We start from the raw sequence: 19,185 nt of genomic DNA on the forward strand, positions 1-19,185 counted from the left end.
AAACTTGTGTTTGGCACAGATCCCTCTGTGGGAGCAAAGCTTGCTCGCGATAGCGGTGGGTCAGCTTGCCAGGATGTTGGATGTGCCGGCCTCTTCGCGAGCAAGCCCGCTCCCACACTGGATCTTCAGTGGGCAAGAAACTTGTGTTGGGCACAGATTCCTCTGTGGGAGCAAAGCTTGCTCGCGATAGCGGGGTGTTGAATGTACTGGCGCTATCGCGGGCAAGCCTTGCTCCCACATAGGTTCCTGGCGTTAGTAGGTTTGGAGATAACGCTTATTCGAAACCAATCTGCCGGGCGGGGGCATTTATGGTGGTTCGGCAGCGTCCTATCTGGTGAACCGGCCTGTTCAGAACTAGATTTTCTTGAGCGCCGTCAGGCCCCGGCTTTATCCGGAAAAGAAGGAAGTGGCTATGAACAAGCTTCTACGCATGATGTTTTTGCTGAAGGTGTTGGTGATGCTGTCCCTGGGCTCCACGGCTGCGTGGGCCGAATGCGATGAGCATGAGAAGCACGCGTCGAGTGGCTCGGTGGTTCAAGGTGAGTTGATGCTGGCAGCAGCGGATTCGGATTCCGACGAGCAGGATGATGGCGAATCGAGTCCAGACGAGCCGGACGATGACGGAGCGCCCTCCGACGAGAGTGGAGACATGGGGGAAGAGGAGGGCGATAGCCAGACTTAAGACCCTTGGAAAAAAAAGCCCTCCTACCCGATCAAACAGCTGGTCGGGGGAGGGTTTTTTCATGTGTCAGGCTGATACACCGGGGAGGCTGTTTTGGGGGCCGCTTCGCGGCCCAGCGGGAGCAAGCTCCCTCGCCACAAGGGCTTTTCTGCCTTCAGTGCTTTGCTGCCTTTTAGCCTTACGCCGCACCTTCGAGGAACCGCTCGGCGTAATGACACGCCACCAACCGGTTATCAAGCGGGCGAAGCGCCGGCTCTTCAGTCTTGCAACGCTCGGTCGCATACGGGCAGCGCTTGTGGAAGGCGCAGCCGGACGGCGGGTTGAGCGGGTTGGGCAGTTCGCCGACGATCTTGATCTTCGGCTTGTTCGGGTCCGGGTGGATGGTCGGGGTGGCCGACAGCAGCGCCTGGGTGTACGGGTGCAGCGGGCGGCTGTAGATGGACTCGTTGGGGCCCATTTCCACCGGACGGCCGAGGTACATCACCATCACGTCGTCGGCCACGTGCTGCACCACCGCCAGGTTGTGGGAAATGAACACGTAGGCGGTGTTGAATTCCTGCTGCAGGTCCATGAACAGGTTCAGCACCTGAGCCTGGATCGACACGTCCAGCGCCGACGTCGGTTCATCCGCCACCAGCACCTTGGGTTGCAGCATCATGGCGCGGGCCAGGGCGATGCGTTGGCGCTGGCCACCGGAGAACATGTGCGGGTAGCGCTGGTAATGCTCGGGGCGCAGGCCCACCTGCTTCATCATGGCCTGGACTTTTTCCCGTCGCTCGGTGGCCGACAGGCTGGTGTTGATCAGCAATGGCTCGGCCAGTTGATCACCGATTTTCTGCCGTGGGTTGAGGGACGCGTAGGGGCTCTGGAACACCATCTGCACGTCTTTACGCAATTGCTTGCGTTCGGCCTTGTTGGCGCCGGTCACTTCCTGGCCGGCGATTTTCAGGGAGCCGGAGGACGGCTCTTCGATCAGCGTCAGGGCCCGGGCGAGGGTGGATTTGCCGCAACCGGATTCGCCGACCACGGCCAGGGTCTTGCCGGCTTCGAGTTCGAACGACACGCCGTTGAGGGCGCGCACGGTCGCATGGCCCTTGAACATGCCGCGGGACACTTCGTAATGACGGGTCAGGTCACGGGCGGTAAGTACGACGGCCATCACGCCACCTCCTGGTTCAGCGGGTAGAAGCAGCGGGCGAGGCTGTTGGATTTCGGATCGAGGGCCGGGCGTTGTTGACGGCAGTTGTCCTGTACGTACGGGCAGCGCGGCGACAGCAGGCAACCTTGTGGACGGTCGTAGCGACCGGGCACGATGCCGGGCAAGGTCGCCAGGCGCTCGGCGCCCATGCTGTGCTCTGGAATCGCCGCCAGCAGCGCTTCGCTGTAGGGGTGGGCCGGAATGTCGAACAGCTGCGGCACCTGGCCCACTTCCACGGCCTGGCCGGCGTACATCACGCACACGCGCTGGGCGGTTTCAGCCACCACCGCGAGGTCGTGGGTGATCAGCACCAGGCCCATGTCCTGCTCTTTTTGCAGGGCCAGCAGCAGGTCCATGATCTGTGCCTGGATGGTCACGTCCAGGGCGGTGGTCGGTTCATCGGCGATCAGCAGCTTCGGCTCGCCGGCAATCGCCATGGCAATCGCCACACGCTGGCTCATGCCGCCGGACAGTTGATGCGGGTAGGCGTCCATGCGGCTGGCGGCGCCGGGGATCTCGACTTTTTCCAGCAGTTCGATGGCGCGCTTGCGGGCGGCCTTGCCGGACATCTTCAGGTGCAGGCGCAGCACTTCTTCGATCTGGAAACCCACGGTGTAGCTGGGGTTGAGCGCGGTCATCGGGTCCTGGAAGACCATCGCCAGGTCCTTGCCGACGATCTGCCGGCGCTGGCGGTTGCTCAGCTTGAGCATGTTCTTGCCGTCGAAGTTCAGCGCGTCGGCGGTGACGATGCCGGGGTGCTCGATCAGGCCCATCAGCGCCATCATGGTCACGGATTTACCCGAGCCCGATTCGCCGACGATCGCCAGGACTTCGCCTTTTTCCACGCTCAGGTCGAGGCCGTCGACCACCGGCACGGCGGTGGCGTCGCCGAAGCGGACGTTGAGATTCTTGATTTCTAGCAGTGACATGGGAATCTCCTCAGGCGGCATTCTTGAGTTTCGGGTCCAGCGCATCGCGCAGCCCGTCGCCCATCAGGTTGATTGCCAGCACGCTGAGCAAAATGGTCAAGCCAGGCAGACTCACGACCCACCAGGCGCGTTCGATGTAGTCGCGGGCCGAAGCCAGCATGGTGCCCCACTCCGGGGTCGGCGGTTGCACGCCCAGGCCGAGGAAGCCCAGGGCGGCGGCGTCGAGGATCGCCGAGGAAAAGCTCAGCGTTGCCTGGACGATCAGCGGTGCCATGCAGTTGGGCAGCACGGTGATGAACATCAGGCGCGGCAGGCCGGCACCGGCGAGGCGGGCGGCGGTCACGTAGTCGCGGTTCAGTTCGCCCATCACGGCGGCACGGGTCAGGCGCACGTAGGACGGCAGCGAGACGATGGCGATGGCGATCACGGTGTTGATCAGGCCTGGGCCGAGGATGGCGACGATCGCCACGGCCAGCAGCAGCGAAGGCAGGGCGAGCATGATGTCCATCAGGCGCATGATGGTCGGGCCGAGCAGGCGCGGGAAAAACCCTGCGAACAGCCCCAGCAGGATGCCCGGAATCAACGACATCACCACCGACGACAAACCGATCAGCAGCGACAGGCGCGAACCCTGGATCAGGCGCGAGAGCAAGTCGCGGCCCAGCTCGTCGGTGCCCAGCAGGAACTGGATCTGCCCGCCTTCAAGCCACGCCGGCGGCGTCAGCAGGAAGTCGCGGTATTGCTCACTCGGGTCGTGAGGCGCGACCCACGGCGCGAAGATCGCGCAGAACACGATCAAGGTCATGAACAGCAGCCCGGCCACGGCGCCCTTGTTGCGGGAAAACGCCTGCCAGAATTCTTTGTACGGGGATGGGTACAGCAGGCTTTGATCGACTGCTACCGCGGTAGTTGGAGTACTCATGGTTTTGATCTCAGCGCTGGTGACGAATGCGTGGGTTGGCAAAGCCGTAGAGGATGTCCACGACGAAGTTGACCAGAATCACCAGGCAGGCGATTAACAGGATGCCGTTCTGCACCACGGGATAGTCCCGGGCGCCGATGGCTTCGATCAGCCACTTGCCGATGCCCGGCCAGGAGAAGATCGTTTCGGTCAGGACCGCACCGGCCAGCAGCGTGCCGACTTGCAGGCCGACCACGGTCAGCACCGGGATCAGCGCGTTGCGCAGGCCGTGCACGAACACCACGCGCGACGGCGACAGGCCTTTAGCGCGGGCGGTGCGGATGTAGTCTTCGCGCAGCACTTCGAGCATCGAAGAGCGGGTCATGCGGGCGATCACCGCCAACGGAATGGTGCCCAGCACGATGGCCGGCAGGATCAGGTGATGCAGCGCATCGAGAAACGCGCCCGGCTCATCGGCCAGCAGGGTGTCGATCAGCATGAAGCCGGTTTTCGGCTCGATGTCGTAGAGCAGGTCGATCCGTCCCGACACCGGCGTCCAGCCCAGGGACACCGAGAAGAACATGATCAGGATCAGGCCCCACCAGAAGATCGGCATCGAATACCCCGCCAGGGAGATGCCCATCACCCCATGGTCGAACAGGGACCCTCGCTTGAGTGCCGCGATCACCCCGGCCAGCAGGCCCAGGATACCGGCGAACAACAGGGCGGCCATGGACAGTTCCAGGGTCGCGGGAAACAGTGAGCTGAACTCGGTCCATACGCTTTCACGGGTACGCAGCGATTCGCCGAGGTCGCCGTGGGCCAGTTTGCCGATGTAGTCCAGGTACTGGGCATACAGCGGTTTGTTGAGGCCAAGGCGTTCCATTGCCTGTGCATGCATTTCGGGATCGACCCGACGTTCGCCCATCATCACTTCCACGGGGTCGCCGGGGATCATGCGAATCAACGCGAAGGTCAGCAAGGTGATGCCGAAGAACGTGGGGATCAATAATCCCAGTCGGCGGGCAATAAAACTAAACATCTTCAGGTGTACCTCATCAGCCGGTTAGGCGTGCCCGGCAATCCCTGGGTCAGGGTTGCCGGGCGTCTTCTTGGCTTTGAACGGAAAGTGCCTGCGCGACGATCATGCTGCGTTGAAAACAGGCTCGGAATGCTCATTTACAACCCGTAAACTCCGCTTCCTCGCCTGTTTTCGCCTTGCCTGATCGCCGCTCGGCGACTTTCCGTTCAAACCCTTATCTACTTCACCTGGGTGGTGGCGAAGTTGTTGGTGGTGAGCGGGCTAATCACGTAGCCCTCTACGTTGTTGCGCATTGCGGTGAACATGCGGGTGTGGGCCATGCTGATCCAGGGTTGGTCCTGGTTGAAAATCACCTGGGCCTGTTCATAGAGCTTGATGCGCTCCTCGGGGTTCACTGTGGCGCGAGCCTGGTCGATCAGCGCCTGGAATTTCTCGTTGCACCAGCGCGCGTAGTTTTCGCCGTTCTTGGCGGCCTCGCAACTGAGCATAGGCGTCAGGAAGTTGTCCGGGTCGCCGTTGTCGCCCGCCCATCCGGCGGACACCATGTCGTGCTCGCCGTTTTTCGCGCGCTTGAGCATTTCGCCCCATTCCATCACGCGGATGTCGACCTTGATCCCGACCTTGGCCAGGTCCGCCTGCATCATTTGCGCGCCGAGCATCGGGTTGGGGTTGGTCGGGCCGCCGCCGTTGCGGGTGAACAGGGTGAACACGGTGCCTTCCGGCACGCCGGCTTCCTTGAGCAGCTGGCGAGCCTTGTCCAGGTCGCGGGTCGGGTTCTTCAGGTCGTGGTTGAAGCCCAGCAGGGTCGGCGGGTACGGGTTGACCGCCGCGGTGGCGTTGCCCTTGCCGAACAACGCGTTGACGTAGGCCTCCTTGTCGAACGCCAGGTCGATGGCTTTGCGCACCCGCACGTCGCTCATGTATTTGTGGCTGGTATTCATGGCGGTGTAGGAGACGGTCATCGCGTCCAGCTCGGCGACCTTCAGGTTCGGGTCTTTCTTGATGCCGGGGATGTCATCGGGTTTTGGATACAGCGCGATCTGGCACTCGTTGGTCTTGAGTTTCTGCATGCGCACGTTGTTGTCGGTGGCGATGGCCAGTACCAGCGCATCGGCCGGCGGCTTGCCACGGAAGTAGTCCGGGTTGGCCTTGAAGCGAACCTGGGCGTCCTTGTTGTAGCGCTGGAAGACGAACGGGCCGGTGCCGACTGGCTTGCTGTTGAGGTCTCCGGCCTTGCCTGCCTTGAGCAACTGATCGGCGTATTCGGCCGGGTAGATCGACGAGAAGGCCATGGCGATGTCGGCCAGGAACGGCGCTTCGCGACGGGTCAGGCTGAACTTGACCGTGTGTTCGTCGACTTTCTCGACGCTCTTGAGCAGTTCCTTGAAGCCCATGCTTTCAAAGTAGGGGAAGCCCACGCTCGACAGTTTGTGCCACGGGTGATTCGGGTCCAGCTGGCGCTGGAAGCTCCAGACCACGTCGTCGGCGTTCATGTCGCGGGTCGGCTTGAAGTATTCGGTGGTGTGGAACTTGACGCCCTTGCGCAGGTGGAAGGTGTACGTCAGGCCATCGTCACTGATGTCCCAGGATTCGGCCAGGGCCGGAATCACTTCGGTGGTGCCGGGCTTGAAATCGGCCAGGCGATTGAAAATGGTTTCCGCCACGGCGTCGGCGGTGACTGCAGTCGTGTATTGGACCATGTCGAAGCCTTCCGGGCTGGCTTCTGTGCAAACCACCAGGGGTTTGGCCGTGGCGCCAACGGCGACACTCAGCAACGCGGCGGCGATGGCGGCGCGTAGGGGAATCATGTTCATCGTCAATCCTCTGCAATCGGGTAATTGGCAAAAGACCGGACGGGCGACCTTGTGAGTCGACCGCCCGGTGGCAGTTTAGAGAATGTTGAACGGGATGGTGGTGACCAGGCGGAACTCGTTGATGCTGCCATCGAGCTGATTACGGCTGGAGCGGTGTTCTGTGTAGGTGGCACGGATCGCCGTGGCCTTCAGAGGACCGCTTTGTACGGCGTAGGAAGCGCCGACGCCGGTTTCATAGTGGTTTTCATCGTTCAGGCCGCGCACGTCATAGGCGGTGCCGGTGTAGTGGGTGCCGTCGATGCCCCAGCCGCGAGCGCGGTAGACGTTGAACTTCAGGCCTGGCACGCCATATTCGGCCATGTTGATGCCGTAGGCGATCTGGAAGGATTTCTCGTTCGGGCCGTTGAAGTCCGACAGCAGGGAGTTGGCCAGGTAGATGCCGTTGGTTTCGTGCAGGTAGTCGAAGTATTCGTTACCGTTCACGGCCTGGTAAGAGAAGGTCAAGCTGTGAGCCTGGTGGGTCAGGCCCAACGACAGAGAGTAGGTATCGTTGTCGATTTCACCCATCTCTTTTTTGCCTTCATCCACGGTCTTGTAGTAGTTCAGACCGGTCGTCAGCGCCAGCACCGATGCGTCGCCCAACTCGTGGGTGGCGCCGAAGTAGTACTGGTTCCAGAAATCTTCGACCTTGGACGCGTACAGGCTGGTCTTCAGGCTCTTGAGCGGCTGATAGTTCAGGCCGACGACGCTGACCTTATCGGTTTCAGCATTGTTGTTGGTGTATTCGGAGCGGAATTTCGACAGGCTCTGTTCGGTCCGTGGAGATACGCGGTCAAACACGCCGGCGTCGAACGAGAGGTTGCTGAACTCTTCGCTGTGCAGGCTTACACCTTCGAAGCTCGAAGGCAGCGCACGGTTGCCGATCACATCGACGATCGGGGTACTGAAGTTCTGGCGACCGGCGGTCAGCGTGGTATTGGAAACCCGCGCCTTGACGTTGGCCAGGCCCAGCTTGCTCCATTGGTCCACGGCCTCGCCGTTGTTCTCGGCCAGCGTACGGTTGCCGCCGTTGGCGATATCCTTGCGGCTGCGGTCCAAGACCACGGCGTTGTAGGCAGCGACTTCGGTACTGAAGCCTACGGTGCCTTGGGTAAAGCCCGAGGTGTAATTGAGGATGGTGCCCTGAACCCAGTTGATACGACGATCGGTGGGACGTGTCTCGCCGTGTTTCTGGTAACTGAAATTGCCCCGTTTCAGCAGCTCGTTGGCGTACCAGTTACGCGTGGTGCCTGACAGGCTTTGGCCATCGAGGAAACCCTTGGCTTCGGATTGGGCGCTGGTGCTCGCCAGTTCGGTCGGAACGAAATCCTGGCTCTGGGATTCTGCGAACGCTGTTGCGCTAATGCTGCTGATGGCCAGGGCCAGTATCGCGGTGCTGCTCAGTTTCATGGGTAACGCTCCTTTTCTTTCTTTTTAATGCCGTTCTTTTTGGTGATACGGCTATCGGTTTTTGCAACTCATTCACAGCTAGCAAACGTTTGCTTGGCACCGGATCGGCGAATTCAGGCAAGACGTCTGCGTGAGGGCTTCCAAAGGAAACCCTCGCTGTGTGGCTATACGGTTATGGGTTCAGGCTGACGCCCGAGAACACGTTGCGACCGAAGGGGCTGACTTTGAACCCTTCGACTTTGGCACTCAGCGGCTGGTTGACCGTCGAGTGGGCAACAGGGGTGATCGGCACTTGCTGCTTGAGCAACTGCTGGGCCTGTTTGTAGAGCACGGTGCGCTGGTCGCGGTCGGTGACGACCTTGGCCTGCTTGATCAGCTTGTCGTAGTCCTGGTCACACCACATGGAGTAGTTGTTGCCACCAATGGCGTCGCAGCTGTACAGCGTGCCCAACCAGTTGTCCGGGTCCCCGTTGTCGCCGGTCCAGCCGATCAGGCTGATGTCGTGCTCGCCGTTCTTGGTGCGCTTGATGTACTCGCCCCATTCATAGCTGACGATCTTCACTTTCAGACCGATCTTCGCCCAGTCGGCCTGGAGCATCTCGGCCATCAGCTTGGCGTTGGGGTTGTAAGGGCGCTGTACGGGCATGGCCCAGAGGGTGATTTCGGTGCCTTCCTTGACCCCGGCGGCCTTGAGCAGCTCCTTGGCTTTTTCCGGGTTGTAGGGAACGTCCTTGATGGTCTCGTCGTAGGACCATTGGGTCGGCGGCATGGCGTTCTGCGCCAGTTGCCCCGCGCCCTGGTACACGGCATTGAGAATGCCTTGCTTGTTCACCGCCATGTCCAGCGCCCGGCGCACGTCGACCTGGTCGAACGGCTTGTGGCGGGTGTTATAGGCGATGTAGCCCAGGTTGAAGCCGGGCTTCTCGATCAATTGCAGCTTGGGGTCGTTCTTCAAGGCTGGTACGTCGGCCGGACGCGGATGCAGGGTGACCTGGCATTCGTTGGCCTTGAGCTTCTGCACCCGCACCGAGGCGTCGGTGTTGATGGAGAAGATCAGGTTGTTCAGCTTGACCCGTTCCGGCGCCCAGTACTGCTGGTTGGCAACGTAGCGGATGTTGGAGTCTTTCTGGTAACTCTTGAACTCGAACGGCCCGGTGCCGATCGGCTTCTGGTTGATGTCGCTCGGTTTGCCGTTCTTGAGCAACTGGTCGGCGTACTCGGCCGACAGGATCGCGGCAAAACTCATGGCGATGTTCTGGATGAACGCGGCGTCCACGCTGTTGAGGGTCATGACCACGGTCAACGGCCCGGTCGCTTCCACCTTGGCGATGTTCTTGTTCAGGCTCATGCCGTTGAAGTACGGGAACTCGGTGGGGTAGGCCTTGCGGAACGGATGCTGCGGGTCAAGCATGCGGTTGAAGGTGAACAGCACGTCGTCGGCGTTGAAATTCCGGGTCGGTGTGAAGTAATCGGTGGTATGAAACTTCACCCCTTCGCGCAGGTGGAAGGTGTACTTCAGGCCGTCTTCGGAAATGTCCCAGCTGGTCGCCAGGCCCGGGACGACATTGGTCGCGCCTTTTTCAAACTCGGCCAGGCGGTTGTACAGCGGTTCGGCGGCATCGTTGTCGGTGGCCGTGGTGTATTGCGCGGTGTCGAACCCAGCGGGGCTGCCTTCGGAACAGAACACCAGGCTGCCGCCAGCAGCCTGGGCTGCGGATGTCGCGGCCAACAGGCCGGTGCCCAGCAATGCGGATAAAACCAAGGTATGGCGCATGACGCTCCCTCTCTCGTTCGGGGTGTTTTAACAGTGAGCCGGTGTCTGTCCGAGGGCAGGTCCGGAGCACTGAGCTCATTCCATTGCGTAGCGATGCCGCAGGATCAGCAAGCCGTCCAGGCCCCGACGGTATGAGTCGTGGGCCTGGGGGTAAATGCGTAATGCCTGAAAGACTTGTGGGAAAAGGCGATACGTCCTAAACCAACTGCTGTGGTACGCAGTGCTTTTGGATGTAGGCGATTTCCTGAGTCTTGGCTTAAAGCAACGGCATGCCGTGGGAGCGAGCCCTGCTCGCGATGGTGTTGTTGGTACACCGCCATCGCGCTTAAAAAGGAGCCGCTACGCCCGAAGCGTCGGACCGGCCCAGCGGGAGCAAGCTCCCTCGCCACAGGTCACCTTATTTGCTGACGCTGACGCCGTAGAAGGAGTTCAAGCCAAATGGGCTGATCTTGAAATCCTGCACGTTGGCGCGCATGGGTTGATACACCGTCGAGTGAGCGATAGGTGTCATTGGCACGGCGTCCTTGAGGACGTGTTGTGCCTGTTTGTACAGTTCGGTGCGCTTGGACTGGTCGGAGGTGCGCTTGGCTTGCTTGACCAGATCGTCGAATTTCTTGTCGCACCATTTGGAGAAGTTGTTGCCGGCCAGCGAGTCGCAGCCGAACAGCACGTTGAGCCAGTTGTCCGGGTCACCGTTATCACCGCTCCAGCCGATGATCATCGCCTGGTTCTCGCCGCCTTTGGAACGCTTGATGTACTCGCCCCATTCGTAGCTGACGATGTTGACGTTCAGGCCGATTTTCTTCCAGTCGGACTGCAGCATCTCGGCCATCAATTTCGCGTTCGGGTTGTATGGACGCTGCACCGGCATCGCCCACAGGGTGATGTTGGTGCCTTCCTTGACGCCGGCTTCCTTGAGCAGCGCCTTGGCTTTCTCAGGGTCGTACTTGGCGTCCTTGATGGTGGTGTCGTAGGACCATTGGGTTGGCGGCATGGCGTTGACGGCCAACTGGCCGGCGCCCTGGTACACCGAGTCGATGATCTGCGGCTTGTTGACCGCCATGTCCAGCGCCTGGCGGACTTTCAGGTCAGCCAGCACGTTCGGCTCGTTGCTGCCCTTGATCTTGTCCATCACGTTATAGGCGATGTAGCCCAGGTTGAAACCCGCCTGGTCAGGCATCTTCAGCGTTTTATCTTCCTTCAGGGCCTTGAGGTCGGCCGGGCGTGGGAAGAGGGTGATCTGGCATTCGTTTTTCTTGAGTTTCTGCATGCGCACCGACGGGTCGGTGGTGATGGCGAAGATCAGGTTGTCGATCTTCACGTCGTCAGGTATCCAGTAGTCCTTGTTCCCGGTGTAGCGGATGTTGGAGTCTTTCTGGTAGCTCTTGAACACGAACGGGCCGGTGCCGACTGGCTTCTGGTTGATGTCGGAGGCCTTGCCTTCCTTGAGCAACTGGGCGGCGTATTCGGCGGACTGGATCGAGGCGAAGCTCATCGCCATGTTCTGGATGAACGCGGCGTCGACATCCTTGAGGGTGAACTTGACAGTGTGGTCGTCGACTTTATCGATCTTGGTGATGTTGGTGTCCATCCCCATGTCGGTGAAGTACGGGAACTCGGTCGGGTAGGCCTTACGGAACGGGTCATCCTTGCTGATCATGCGATTGAAGGTGAACAGCACGTCGTCGGCGTTGAATTCGCGGGTCGGCTTGAAGTACGGGGTGGTGTGGAACTTGACGCCTTCACGCAGATGGAAGGTGTAGGTCAGGCCGTCTTCGGAAATATCCCACTTGTTCGCCAGGCCAGGAATCACGGCGGTGCCGCCACGTTCGAACTGGGTCAGGCGGTTGAACATGGTCTCTGCAGAAGCGTCGAAGTCGGTTCCGGTGGTGTACTGACCAGGGTCAAAACCGGCCGGGCTCCCTTCGGAGCAGAACACCAGGTTAGTCGCGGCTTGGGCGAAAGGTGCGCTGGCTAATAAGCTTGCGCCGACTAAAAACGGAATGACCGCTTGTTTAAGCATGTTGGCCTCATGATTTGTTGTCATTTTTGGATTTGAGGGCGACCTCGTGAGTCGTCCTGCGGATACTTATGCAGGCCCCATACCCAATGCAAGATCCAGAGCGGCCACAAGCCCGAAACAGTGGCACGAACGTACCTTAATGTCGCATCTGTGTAACTTTCGACGCATTTGATCGTTTGCGCGTGTTTTTTCGGGGCAAATAGCGCTCTTTTCGGGGGCGTTTTTCGGCTGTAGTGCACCGGGAATGGGCGGGTGTTACCTCTTAAAACCCGCGCCGTAGAGGGGTATTAGGACCATGGGCTGAGTTTGAAATCCCTGTTTATCGTTCCAGTCAGTTGTCGGTTATCGGGGGGGCAGATGTAAATCATTGCAGCATGTTCGCCATTTTTTGCGCGCTTGATGTGCTTGCTTCATTCATGCTGACGATGGTCTTGATCCAATTCTGCTGGAGCATTTGTGCTGGCATTCGTGCGTTAGGGTGGGATGTGCGTTGCACCGTCATTGCCCATACGTTGAGGGTGGTACTTGGCGCAACCTGCGGCTTCCCTGGGTGGCGCCTTGTTGTTTCGGGGACGAGGCTGTCTCTCCCGGCCGTACCCCCGTCAAGTCTGTGGGAGCAAAGCTTGCTCGCGAGGCGGCCTAATAGCCGACCTGTCTCTCCCGGTTGTACTTCGATCAAACTGTGGGAGCGAGCTTGCTCGCGATGGCGGCCTGACAGCCGGTCAGGGTTTTGTTGGCTGGGTACATATCCATTGCTGCGGTAACGGCCACTTAGGGTTCCGCCCTGACGGCGGGTCACTTTCGAAAAGCGCGAAAGTAACCAAAGCGCTTTTGCCCCACCACTCGGTGCCTCGCCTAGGCTCGGCATGCCCGAACGAAGGCATTGCTCCGTGGGCCCGCCGCGAAGGGCCATCCATGGCCCAGCGCGGCTATCCCGGCATCCATGCCGGGATGCCCACTCCACAATGCCTGCGTTCGGCCATCGTGGTTAACGGGGCGCCCGAGATCAACGTCCACGCCGAGGCGGCCTTATAGCCGACCTGGCTCATGCAGCTGTACCCCAACCAGACTTGTGTGAGCAGAACCTGTGGGAGCAAAGCTTGCTCGCGAGGCGGCCTTATAGCCGACCTGGCTCATGCAGCTGTACCCCAACCAGACTTGTGTGAGCAGGACCTGTGGGAGCAAAGCTTGCTCGCGAGGCGGCCTTACAGCCGGCCTGTTTCTTCGGCTGTCCCCAACCCAAATTGTGGGAGCGAGTTTGCTCGCGATGAGGCCAGCAAGCTCAACATGCATGTGACTGAACCACCGCCATCGCGAGCAAGCTTTGCTCCCACAGGAGAAACGCGGTCTCACCAAGAGCTAGGTCGGCTATAAGGCCGCCTCGCGGTGGACGTTGATCTCGGCGCCCCGTTAACCACGATGGCCGAACGCAGGCATTGATCCGTGGGCACCTCGGCATGGATGCCGAGGTAGCCGCGCTGGGCCATGGATGGCCCTTCGCAGCGGCCCACGGAGCAATGCCGGAGTGAGGGCACACCGAGCCTAAGCGAGGTGCCGAGTGGTGGGGCAGAAGCGTTTTGCTTACTTTTGCGCTTCTCAAAAGTGAGCCGCTGTAAGAGCGGAACCATTAGTCGCCGTCATCAAAAAAACGGATATACACACAACGCTGAAAAGGGCCGCTTCGCAGCCCAGCGGGAGCAAGCTCCCTCGCCACGGCGGTTGCAGCGCCAGGAGGTGTGATGAGTCATTCATTTGTGTCGGAAGGATCACCTGCCACGAAACGAAACATCCCACAGCTTTTTAGGGTTGCCGCTCGGAAGTGGGCTCTCTAACCTTTTTCCTGTCGCTGCCATTCAGCGACCGGGCGTGAGAAACCCGAATAATAGGCATCCAGCCTCTGTACCTGCATAATTGCCGCCAGCTTATCCGCTGCCTGTAGTAGATGCATTATGGCGGCTGTGTGCGGGCAGGCCTCGGTCTGGCCGAGTACCTATTTCTCGGATTTCTCACCCCTGCACACAGCTGCCACCACTTTGCCGAGTGAGAAACGGCAAGTGATGGTCCTCATCACTAAATAGGTACAAATAAATGGATAAGTCAGTCCCCGACCCACCCTTCAACAAAACCAATCCTCTCTCCGGCTTTGACGCCATCGAAGACCTTCTAAAAGACCGCGCCGCCGCCGAGCGAGCACTAAATCATTACCTCAATCCAAAAAAAACAGAGCCAAGCACCGATCAACGCATCGACAGCCTGTTTTCCGTCACAGCCAAAGCCGACGCCGACACGCTGTTGACCAGCACCTCCGAAACCCTGGCCTCAATCAAAGCCATGGCCGAGGACCTGGCCTTTGAAGTGGAGGGCACGCGCCGCAGTGTGGCGCTGGGGATTCATCAGTTGGTGGAGTTGTGCCAGTTGCTGGTGGACAAGGCGTTGGATCAGCTTGAGGCACCGGCCAGCCCTGCTGAGGTGTAGCGAGAGGGGAAGGTCCGACCTATTAACTCAAGGTCGGACACAAACCTGTGGCGAGGGGATAAATCCCCTCGCCACAAGGGCTTCACTGGGCTGACGGCACAGTCAGTCCATCGATTACTGCATCAACACCTCAACCACCCCATCCGCCGTCATCGTCACCTGGCTGGTGCCCGCTTCAACTTCCGGCGTCACCGACTCAGCATCCATGGACGCCGCTTTCATCATCATCTGCGGGCGCATGTACGGTTGTGGATAACCGTTGGTGTTGAAGTTCAGGTTGACGATTTTGTAACCCTTGCCGCCCAGGGCGTCGGTGGCCAGTTGGGCGCGGGCCTTGAAGGCGTTGACGGCGTCCTTGAGCAGGGCGTCTTCGCTGCTCTGGCGGGTGGCGGTGGCGATGGCGAAGTCCATGCCGGCCATTTTCATATCACCAAGCAGTTCACCGGTGAGTTTGGACAGGGCGGCGAAGTCGGCGCTTTCCAGGCGCAGTTCGGCGCGTTCGCGCCAGCCGGTGATTTTCCCGCCTTTGTTGTCGTAGATCGGGTAGCTGTTGCGGCTGCCTTGGCGCAGGTTGACGTCCTTGACTTGCTTGGCCTGGCCGATGGCTTTGTTCAGCGTGGTGCTGACGGCGGCGGCGAGTTTGGCCGGGTCGGTGTTCTGTTCTTCGGTGTAGAGGGTGACGATCATCAGGTCGCGGGCCACTTCCTGGCTGGCTTCGGCGCGCAGGGAAATCTGGTTGTAGTGCAGCTCATCGGCGGCCAGGGCCGGCAGGCTGGCGACGGTGCCGAGGCTGAGGGCGAGCAGGGCGGCGGGGCGACTGAACGTGTGCATGAAAGCTCCTTGGGATGATGTGCAGGGGTGAGGTCCGGGCCTGCGTGAACGTTAAGACTCTAGCTTTTATGGGTGGGTTCGCACAGTTACAACTTCTATACAGATGCGAAGGTCAGTGGAGCTTTTGTGGCGAGGGGATTTATCCCCGCTGTGGGAGCAAAGCTTGCTCGCGAAAGGGCACCTTCCTCTATGGAAGACCGCAGCGCCTTCATCGCGGGCAAGCCTTGCTCCCACAGTATCCCCTCGCCACAAGGGCATGCAGCGAGGCTGGAGGCTGTGGCGCTTTGCCGCATATCTGCCGCTGCAAGCCGCGCCTTGGTTATACTCCGTGCGATTCGCCTGGAGCGCTCATCAGGAGAGCTCATGCTCGCCCCTTTGCAAATGACTTCCGCTTCTCGCCAGAACCTCTGGCGCCTGACATTCATCCGCATTCTAGTCCTGGCGGCCCAGGCCGGCTCGGTGGGGCTCGCCTATTGGTTCGACCTGCTGCCGCTGCCCTGGCTGCAATTGGCGATCACCCTGGTCTGTTCCAGCGTGCTCTGTGCGCTGACGGCGATTCGCCTGCGCACCTCGTGGCCGGTGACCGAGCTGGAATACGCCGTACAACTGGCCGGCGACCTGTTTATCCACAGTGCGCTGCTGTATTTCTCTGGCGGTTCCACCAATCCCTTCGTCTCTTACTACCTGGTGCCGCTGACCATCGCCGCGGTGACGTTGCCGTGGCGCTATTCGCTGATTCTTTCCGGTATCGCCCTGGCGCTGTACACCTTGCTGCTGGCGCGCTTCTATCCGCTGGAAACCTTCCCCATCGCCCGGGAAAACCTGCAGATCTACGGCATGTGGCTGAGTTTCGCCCTGGCGGCGGGGGTCATCACGTTTTTTGCCGCGCGCATGGCCGAGGAGCTGCGCCGCCAGGAAGAGCTGCGGGCCATCCGTCGTGAAGAGGGCTTGCGGGACGAGCAATTGCTGGCCGTGGCGACCCAGGCCGCCGGCGCCGCTCACGAATTGGGCACGCCGCTGGCGACCATGAGTGTGCTGCTCAAGGAGATGCGCCAGGATCACCACGACCCGGCGCTGCAGGATGATCTCAGCGTGCTGCAGGACCAGGTCAAGCTGTGCAAGGAAACCCTGCAATACCTGGTGCGTGCGGCCGAGGCCAATCGCCGGCTGGCCATCGACATGCAAGACGTCACCGATTGGCTCGACGAAGCGCTGAACCGCTGGCACCTGATGCGCCCGGAAGCCAGTTATCGCTTCCAGCGCCTGGGCCAGGGGGCGGTTCCGCGCATGGCGCCGCCGCCGGACCTGACCCAGGCGCTGCTGAACCTGCTCAACAACGCCGCCGATGCTTGCCCCGAAGGGCTGGAAGTGGCGTTGGACTGGAATGTCTATGATCTGACCATCAGTATTCGCGACCATGGCGCCGGTGTGCCGCTGGCGATTGCCGAGCAGATCGGCAAACCGTTCTATACCACCAAGGGCAAAGGTTTCGGCCTGGGCCTGTTTTTGAGCAAAGCCAGCGTGACACGCGCCGGCGGCTCGGTGAAACTCTACCCCCATGAGGAAGGCGGCACGCTCACCGAGCTGCGCCTGCCCCATGCCGACCGAGGAGACGAAACATGAGTGACGAGATCCAAGTCGACGGCGAAGAGCTGCCGCACCTGTTGCTGGTAGATGACGACGCCACGTTTACCCGCGTCATGGCCCGCGCCATGTCCCGTCGCGGTTTTCGCGTCAGCACCGCAGGTTCTGCCGAAGAAGGCCTGACCATCGCCCAGGCCGACCTGCCGGACTACGCCGCCCTGGACCTGAAAATGGACGGCGATTCGGGCCTGGTGCTGCTGCCCAAGCTGCTGGAGCTGGACCCGGAGATGCGCGTGGTGATCCTCACCGGTTATTCGAGCATCGCCACCGCGGTCGAGGCCATCAAGCGCGGTGCCTGCAATTACCTGTGCAAACCGGCGGATGCCGATGATGTACTGGCGGCGCTGTTGTCCGAGCACGCCGACCTCGACACCCTGGTGCCGGAAAACCCCATGTCGGTGGATCGCCTGCAATGGGAGCACATCCAGCGGGTGCTGACCGAGCACGAAGGCAATATCTCCGCCACGGCCCGCGCCCTGGGCATGCACCGGCGGACTTTGCAGCGCAAATTGCAAAAGCGTCCCGTGCGTCGCTGAACCTGCGCTGAACAGGTGTTGTCCACCCTCGCGACACATCGGGCCGTTGCTTTATGATCGGCCCGAGTTCTTTTCCCTATTGAGCCTTAACCATGAATCAGAACGCTGAATATTCCGCGGTCAATGACGCGGTGCGCGGGCAGTTTTTCCGCCGTGTCTGGCAAATGACCACGCCGTACTGGCGCAGTGAGGAGAAGGGCAAGGCCTGGACGCTGTTGATCGCCGTGATCGCGCTGTCGCTGTTCAGCGTGGCGATTTCGGTGTGGATCAACAGTTGGTACAAGGATTTCTACAACGCCCTGCAAGAGAAGGACAGCGCGGCGTTCTGGCAATTGATCCTGTATTTCTGCGGCATCGCGGCGGTGGCGATCCTCGGCGCGGTCTATCGCTTGTACCTCACGCAGATGCTGACCATTCGCTGGCGGGCCTGGCTGACCGAGCAGCATTTTGCCCGTTGGCTCAATGACAAGAACTATTACCGACTGGAGCAGGGCGGTTATACCGATAACCCGGACCAGCGGATTTCCGAAGACCTCAACAGTTTTACCAGCAATACCCTGAGCCTGGGCCTGGGGTTGCTGCGTACCGTGGTCAGCCTGGTGTCGTTCTCGATCATTTTGTGGGGCGTGTCAGGCAGCATCGAGGTGTTCGGCTACACCATCCCTGGCTACATGTTCTGGTGTGCGCTGGTATATGCGGCGGTGGGCAGTTGGCTGACGCACCTGATCGGCCGTCGCCTGATCGGTCTGAACAACAACCAGCAACGCTTCGAAGCGGACCTGCGTTTCTCCATGGTCCGGGTGCGCGAAAACGCCGAGAGCATTGCCCTGTACAACGGCGAACCGAACGAAAACCGTCGCTTGAGCGGGCGTTTTGGCCTGGTCTGGCATAACTTCTGGGACATCATGCGGGTGTCCAAGCGCCTGACGTTCTTCACCTCCGGCTATGGCCAGATCGCGATCATCTTCCCGTTCATCGTCGCCGCGCCGCGCTACTTCGCCGGCAAGATCCAGCTGGGCGAGCTCATGCAGATCAACTCGGCCTTCGGCAATGTGCAGGAGAACTTCAGTTGGTTCATCAGCGCCTACGCCGACCTCGCCGCGTGGCGCGCCACCTGCGATCGTCTGCTGAGTTTCCGCCAGGCCATGAGCGACAACGAAGACCGTGTGCCGGCCATCGATGTGCAAAACCAGGGCGATGGGTTGAAGGTTCATCACCTGGGGCTGGACCTGGCCGACGGTCGCCATCTGCTCGAGAGCGCCGACATGACCGTGGAGCCGGGCGAGCGGGTGATGCTCAGTGGCCGTTCAGGCAGCGGTAAATCGACCCTGCTGCGCGCGATGGGGCACTTGTGGCCGGCGGGGCACGGGACGATCCGGCTTCCGGCCGCGCGTTACCTGTTCCTGCCGCAGAAGCCGTATCTGCCGATTGGCAGCCTGCGTGAGGTATTGAGTTATCCACAGGCCGGCGATATCTACCCCAACGAACGTTATGCACAGGTGCTGGAAACCTGCCGCCTGCCGCACCTGATCTCGCGGCTGGATGAGAGTAACCACTGGCAACGCATGCTCTCGCCCGGCGAGCAACAACGCCTGGCGTTTGCCCGGGCATTGCTTTATGCGCCGCAATGGTTGTACATGGACGAAGCCACGTCGGCGATGGATGAAGAAGACGAAGCAACGCTGTACCAGGCGCTGATCGACCAGTTGCCGGGCCTGAGCATCGTCAGCGTCGGCCACCGAAGCAGTTTGAAACGTTTCCACCCGCGACATGTGCGTATCGAAAATGGCCAACTGGTGGAGCGCACCGTAACCGCATAAACACCACAAAACCTGTGGGAGCGGGCTTGCTCGCGAAGGCGGTGTGTCAGTTGACATTGACGTATCT

The 19,185-nt window shown here is 60.5% G+C and carries 14 protein-coding genes and 1 pseudogene; 5 read left to right on the plus strand and 10 right to left on the minus strand.

Annotated features, from left to right (window positions below):
* Positions 1–412 precede the first annotated feature (412 nt).
* Positions 413–682, plus strand: a complete 270-nt coding sequence (locus AD662_RS04220) for a hypothetical protein (protein WP_053185686.1) — start codon at positions 413–415, stop codon at positions 680–682.
* 178 nt (positions 683–860) lie between these two features.
* On the opposite strand, the gene AD662_RS04225 is transcribed toward AD662_RS04220, so the two are convergent.
* From AD662_RS04225 to AD662_RS30065, 9 genes and pseudogenes are all read right to left on the minus strand, one after another.
* Positions 861–1,841, minus strand: coding sequence for a peptide ABC transporter ATP-binding protein (locus AD662_RS04225; protein ID WP_053179966.1), 981 nt, complete (start codon positions 1,839–1,841; stop codon positions 861–863).
* Positions 1,841–2,809 (minus strand): ABC transporter ATP-binding protein, encoded by a 969-nt coding sequence (locus tag AD662_RS04230; RefSeq protein ID WP_014336599.1) that lies wholly within the window; start codon positions 2,807–2,809, stop codon positions 1,841–1,843. Before AD662_RS04230 ends, AD662_RS04225 begins: the two co-directional genes overlap by 1 nt.
* 10 nt (positions 2,810–2,819) lie before the next feature.
* Complete coding sequence (locus AD662_RS04235) at positions 2,820–3,731, minus strand: ABC transporter permease subunit (RefSeq protein WP_053185689.1); 912 nt, start codon at positions 3,729–3,731, stop codon at positions 2,820–2,822.
* A 10-nt stretch (positions 3,732–3,741) separates the two neighbouring features.
* Complete coding sequence (locus tag AD662_RS04240; protein WP_014336601.1) at positions 3,742–4,752, minus strand: ABC transporter permease subunit; 1,011 nt, start codon at positions 4,750–4,752, stop codon at positions 3,742–3,744.
* A gap of 218 nt (positions 4,753–4,970) precedes the next feature.
* Positions 4,971–6,566 carry an ABC transporter substrate-binding protein gene (locus AD662_RS04245; protein WP_018604494.1) on the minus strand — a complete coding sequence of 532 codons (1,596 nt, stop codon included), beginning with the start codon at positions 6,564–6,566 and terminating at the stop codon, positions 4,971–4,973.
* A gap of 75 nt (positions 6,567–6,641) precedes the next feature.
* Positions 6,642–8,015 (minus strand): OprD family porin, encoded by a 1,374-nt coding sequence (locus tag AD662_RS04250; RefSeq protein ID WP_018604496.1) that lies wholly within the window; start codon positions 8,013–8,015, stop codon positions 6,642–6,644.
* A 172-nt stretch (positions 8,016–8,187) separates the two neighbouring features.
* Positions 8,188–9,789, minus strand: coding sequence for an ABC transporter substrate-binding protein (locus tag AD662_RS04255; protein WP_053185692.1), 1,602 nt, complete (start codon positions 9,787–9,789; stop codon positions 8,188–8,190).
* A gap of 397 nt (positions 9,790–10,186) precedes the next feature.
* On the minus strand, positions 10,187–11,812 hold the full coding sequence (locus AD662_RS04260; RefSeq protein ID WP_018604499.1) for an ABC transporter substrate-binding protein: 1,626 nt from the start codon (positions 11,810–11,812) through the stop codon (positions 10,187–10,189).
* Between the two features lie 341 nt (positions 11,813–12,153).
* Positions 12,154–12,347 (minus strand): annotated as a pseudogene (locus tag AD662_RS30065) (ABC transporter substrate-binding protein); the annotation flags it as partial.
* Positions 12,348–13,900: 1,553 nt separating this feature from the next.
* On the opposite strand from AD662_RS30065, the gene AD662_RS04265 reads away from it, so the two are divergent.
* The gene (locus tag AD662_RS04265; RefSeq protein WP_014336606.1) at positions 13,901–14,287 is read left to right on the plus strand and encodes a DUF6124 family protein; all 387 of its coding nucleotides are present in this window, start codon (positions 13,901–13,903) and stop codon (positions 14,285–14,287) included.
* 114 nt (positions 14,288–14,401) lie between these two features.
* Here AD662_RS04265 and AD662_RS04270 read toward each other — a convergent pair whose 3' ends face one another.
* Positions 14,402–15,118 carry an SIMPL domain-containing protein gene (locus AD662_RS04270; RefSeq protein ID WP_018601876.1) on the minus strand — a complete coding sequence of 239 codons (717 nt, stop codon included), beginning with the start codon at positions 15,116–15,118 and terminating at the stop codon, positions 14,402–14,404.
* 363 nt (positions 15,119–15,481) lie between these two features.
* On the opposite strand from AD662_RS04270, the gene AD662_RS04275 reads away from it, so the two are divergent.
* The 3 genes from AD662_RS04275 to AD662_RS04285 all read left to right on the plus strand — a co-directional run bounded on the left by AD662_RS04275 (position 15,482) and on the right by AD662_RS04285 (position 19,118).
* The gene (locus AD662_RS04275; RefSeq protein ID WP_018601873.1) at positions 15,482–16,741 is read left to right on the plus strand and encodes an ATP-binding protein; all 1,260 of its coding nucleotides are present in this window, start codon (positions 15,482–15,484) and stop codon (positions 16,739–16,741) included.
* Positions 16,738–17,298 (plus strand): response regulator transcription factor, encoded by a 561-nt coding sequence (locus AD662_RS04280; RefSeq protein ID WP_003177957.1) that lies wholly within the window; start codon positions 16,738–16,740, stop codon positions 17,296–17,298. Before AD662_RS04275 ends, AD662_RS04280 begins: the two co-directional genes overlap by 4 nt.
* A 92-nt stretch (positions 17,299–17,390) precedes the next feature.
* Positions 17,391–19,118: an ABC transporter ATP-binding protein/permease gene (locus AD662_RS04285; protein ID WP_053185695.1), complete on the plus strand. Its 1,728-nt coding sequence runs from the start codon at positions 17,391–17,393 to the stop codon at positions 19,116–19,118.
* The last annotated feature ends 67 nt before the right edge of the window (positions 19,119–19,185 follow it).

The sequence above is a fragment of the Pseudomonas kilonensis genome, assembly GCF_001269885.1.
GTDB lineage: Bacteria > Pseudomonadota > Gammaproteobacteria > Pseudomonadales > Pseudomonadaceae > Aquipseudomonas > Aquipseudomonas kilonensis.

Bases quoted from the DNA above. Each gene is read 5' to 3' on its own strand.
- AD662_RS04220 (WP_053185686.1), top strand. From the start codon at position 413: ATGAACAAGCTTCTACGCATGATGTTTTTGCTGAAGGTGTTGGTGATG.
- AD662_RS04225 (WP_053179966.1), bottom strand. From the start codon at position 1,841: ATGGCCGTCGTACTTACCGCCCGTGACCTGACCCGTCATTACGAAGTG.
- AD662_RS04230 (WP_014336599.1), bottom strand. From the start codon at position 2,809: ATGTCACTGCTAGAAATCAAGAATCTCAACGTCCGCTTCGGCGACGCC.
- AD662_RS04235 (WP_053185689.1), bottom strand. From the start codon at position 3,731: ATGAGTACTCCAACTACCGCGGTAGCAGTCGATCAAAGCCTGCTGTAC.
- AD662_RS04240 (WP_014336601.1), bottom strand. From the start codon at position 4,752: ATGTTTAGTTTTATTGCCCGCCGACTGGGATTATTGATCCCCACGTTC.
- AD662_RS04245 (WP_018604494.1), bottom strand. From the start codon at position 6,566: ATGAACATGATTCCCCTACGCGCCGCCATCGCCGCCGCGTTGCTGAGT.
- AD662_RS04250 (WP_018604496.1), bottom strand. From the start codon at position 8,015: ATGAAACTGAGCAGCACCGCGATACTGGCCCTGGCCATCAGCAGCATT.
- AD662_RS04255 (WP_053185692.1), bottom strand. From the start codon at position 9,789: ATGCGCCATACCTTGGTTTTATCCGCATTGCTGGGCACCGGCCTGTTG.
- AD662_RS04260 (WP_018604499.1), bottom strand. From the start codon at position 11,812: ATGCTTAAACAAGCGGTCATTCCGTTTTTAGTCGGCGCAAGCTTATTA.
- AD662_RS04265 (WP_014336606.1), top strand. From the start codon at position 13,901: ATGGATAAGTCAGTCCCCGACCCACCCTTCAACAAAACCAATCCTCTC.
- AD662_RS04270 (WP_018601876.1), bottom strand. From the start codon at position 15,118: ATGCACACGTTCAGTCGCCCCGCCGCCCTGCTCGCCCTCAGCCTCGGC.
- AD662_RS04275 (WP_018601873.1), top strand. From the start codon at position 15,482: ATGCTCGCCCCTTTGCAAATGACTTCCGCTTCTCGCCAGAACCTCTGG.
- AD662_RS04280 (WP_003177957.1), top strand. From the start codon at position 16,738: ATGAGTGACGAGATCCAAGTCGACGGCGAAGAGCTGCCGCACCTGTTG.
- AD662_RS04285 (WP_053185695.1), top strand. From the start codon at position 17,391: ATGAATCAGAACGCTGAATATTCCGCGGTCAATGACGCGGTGCGCGGG.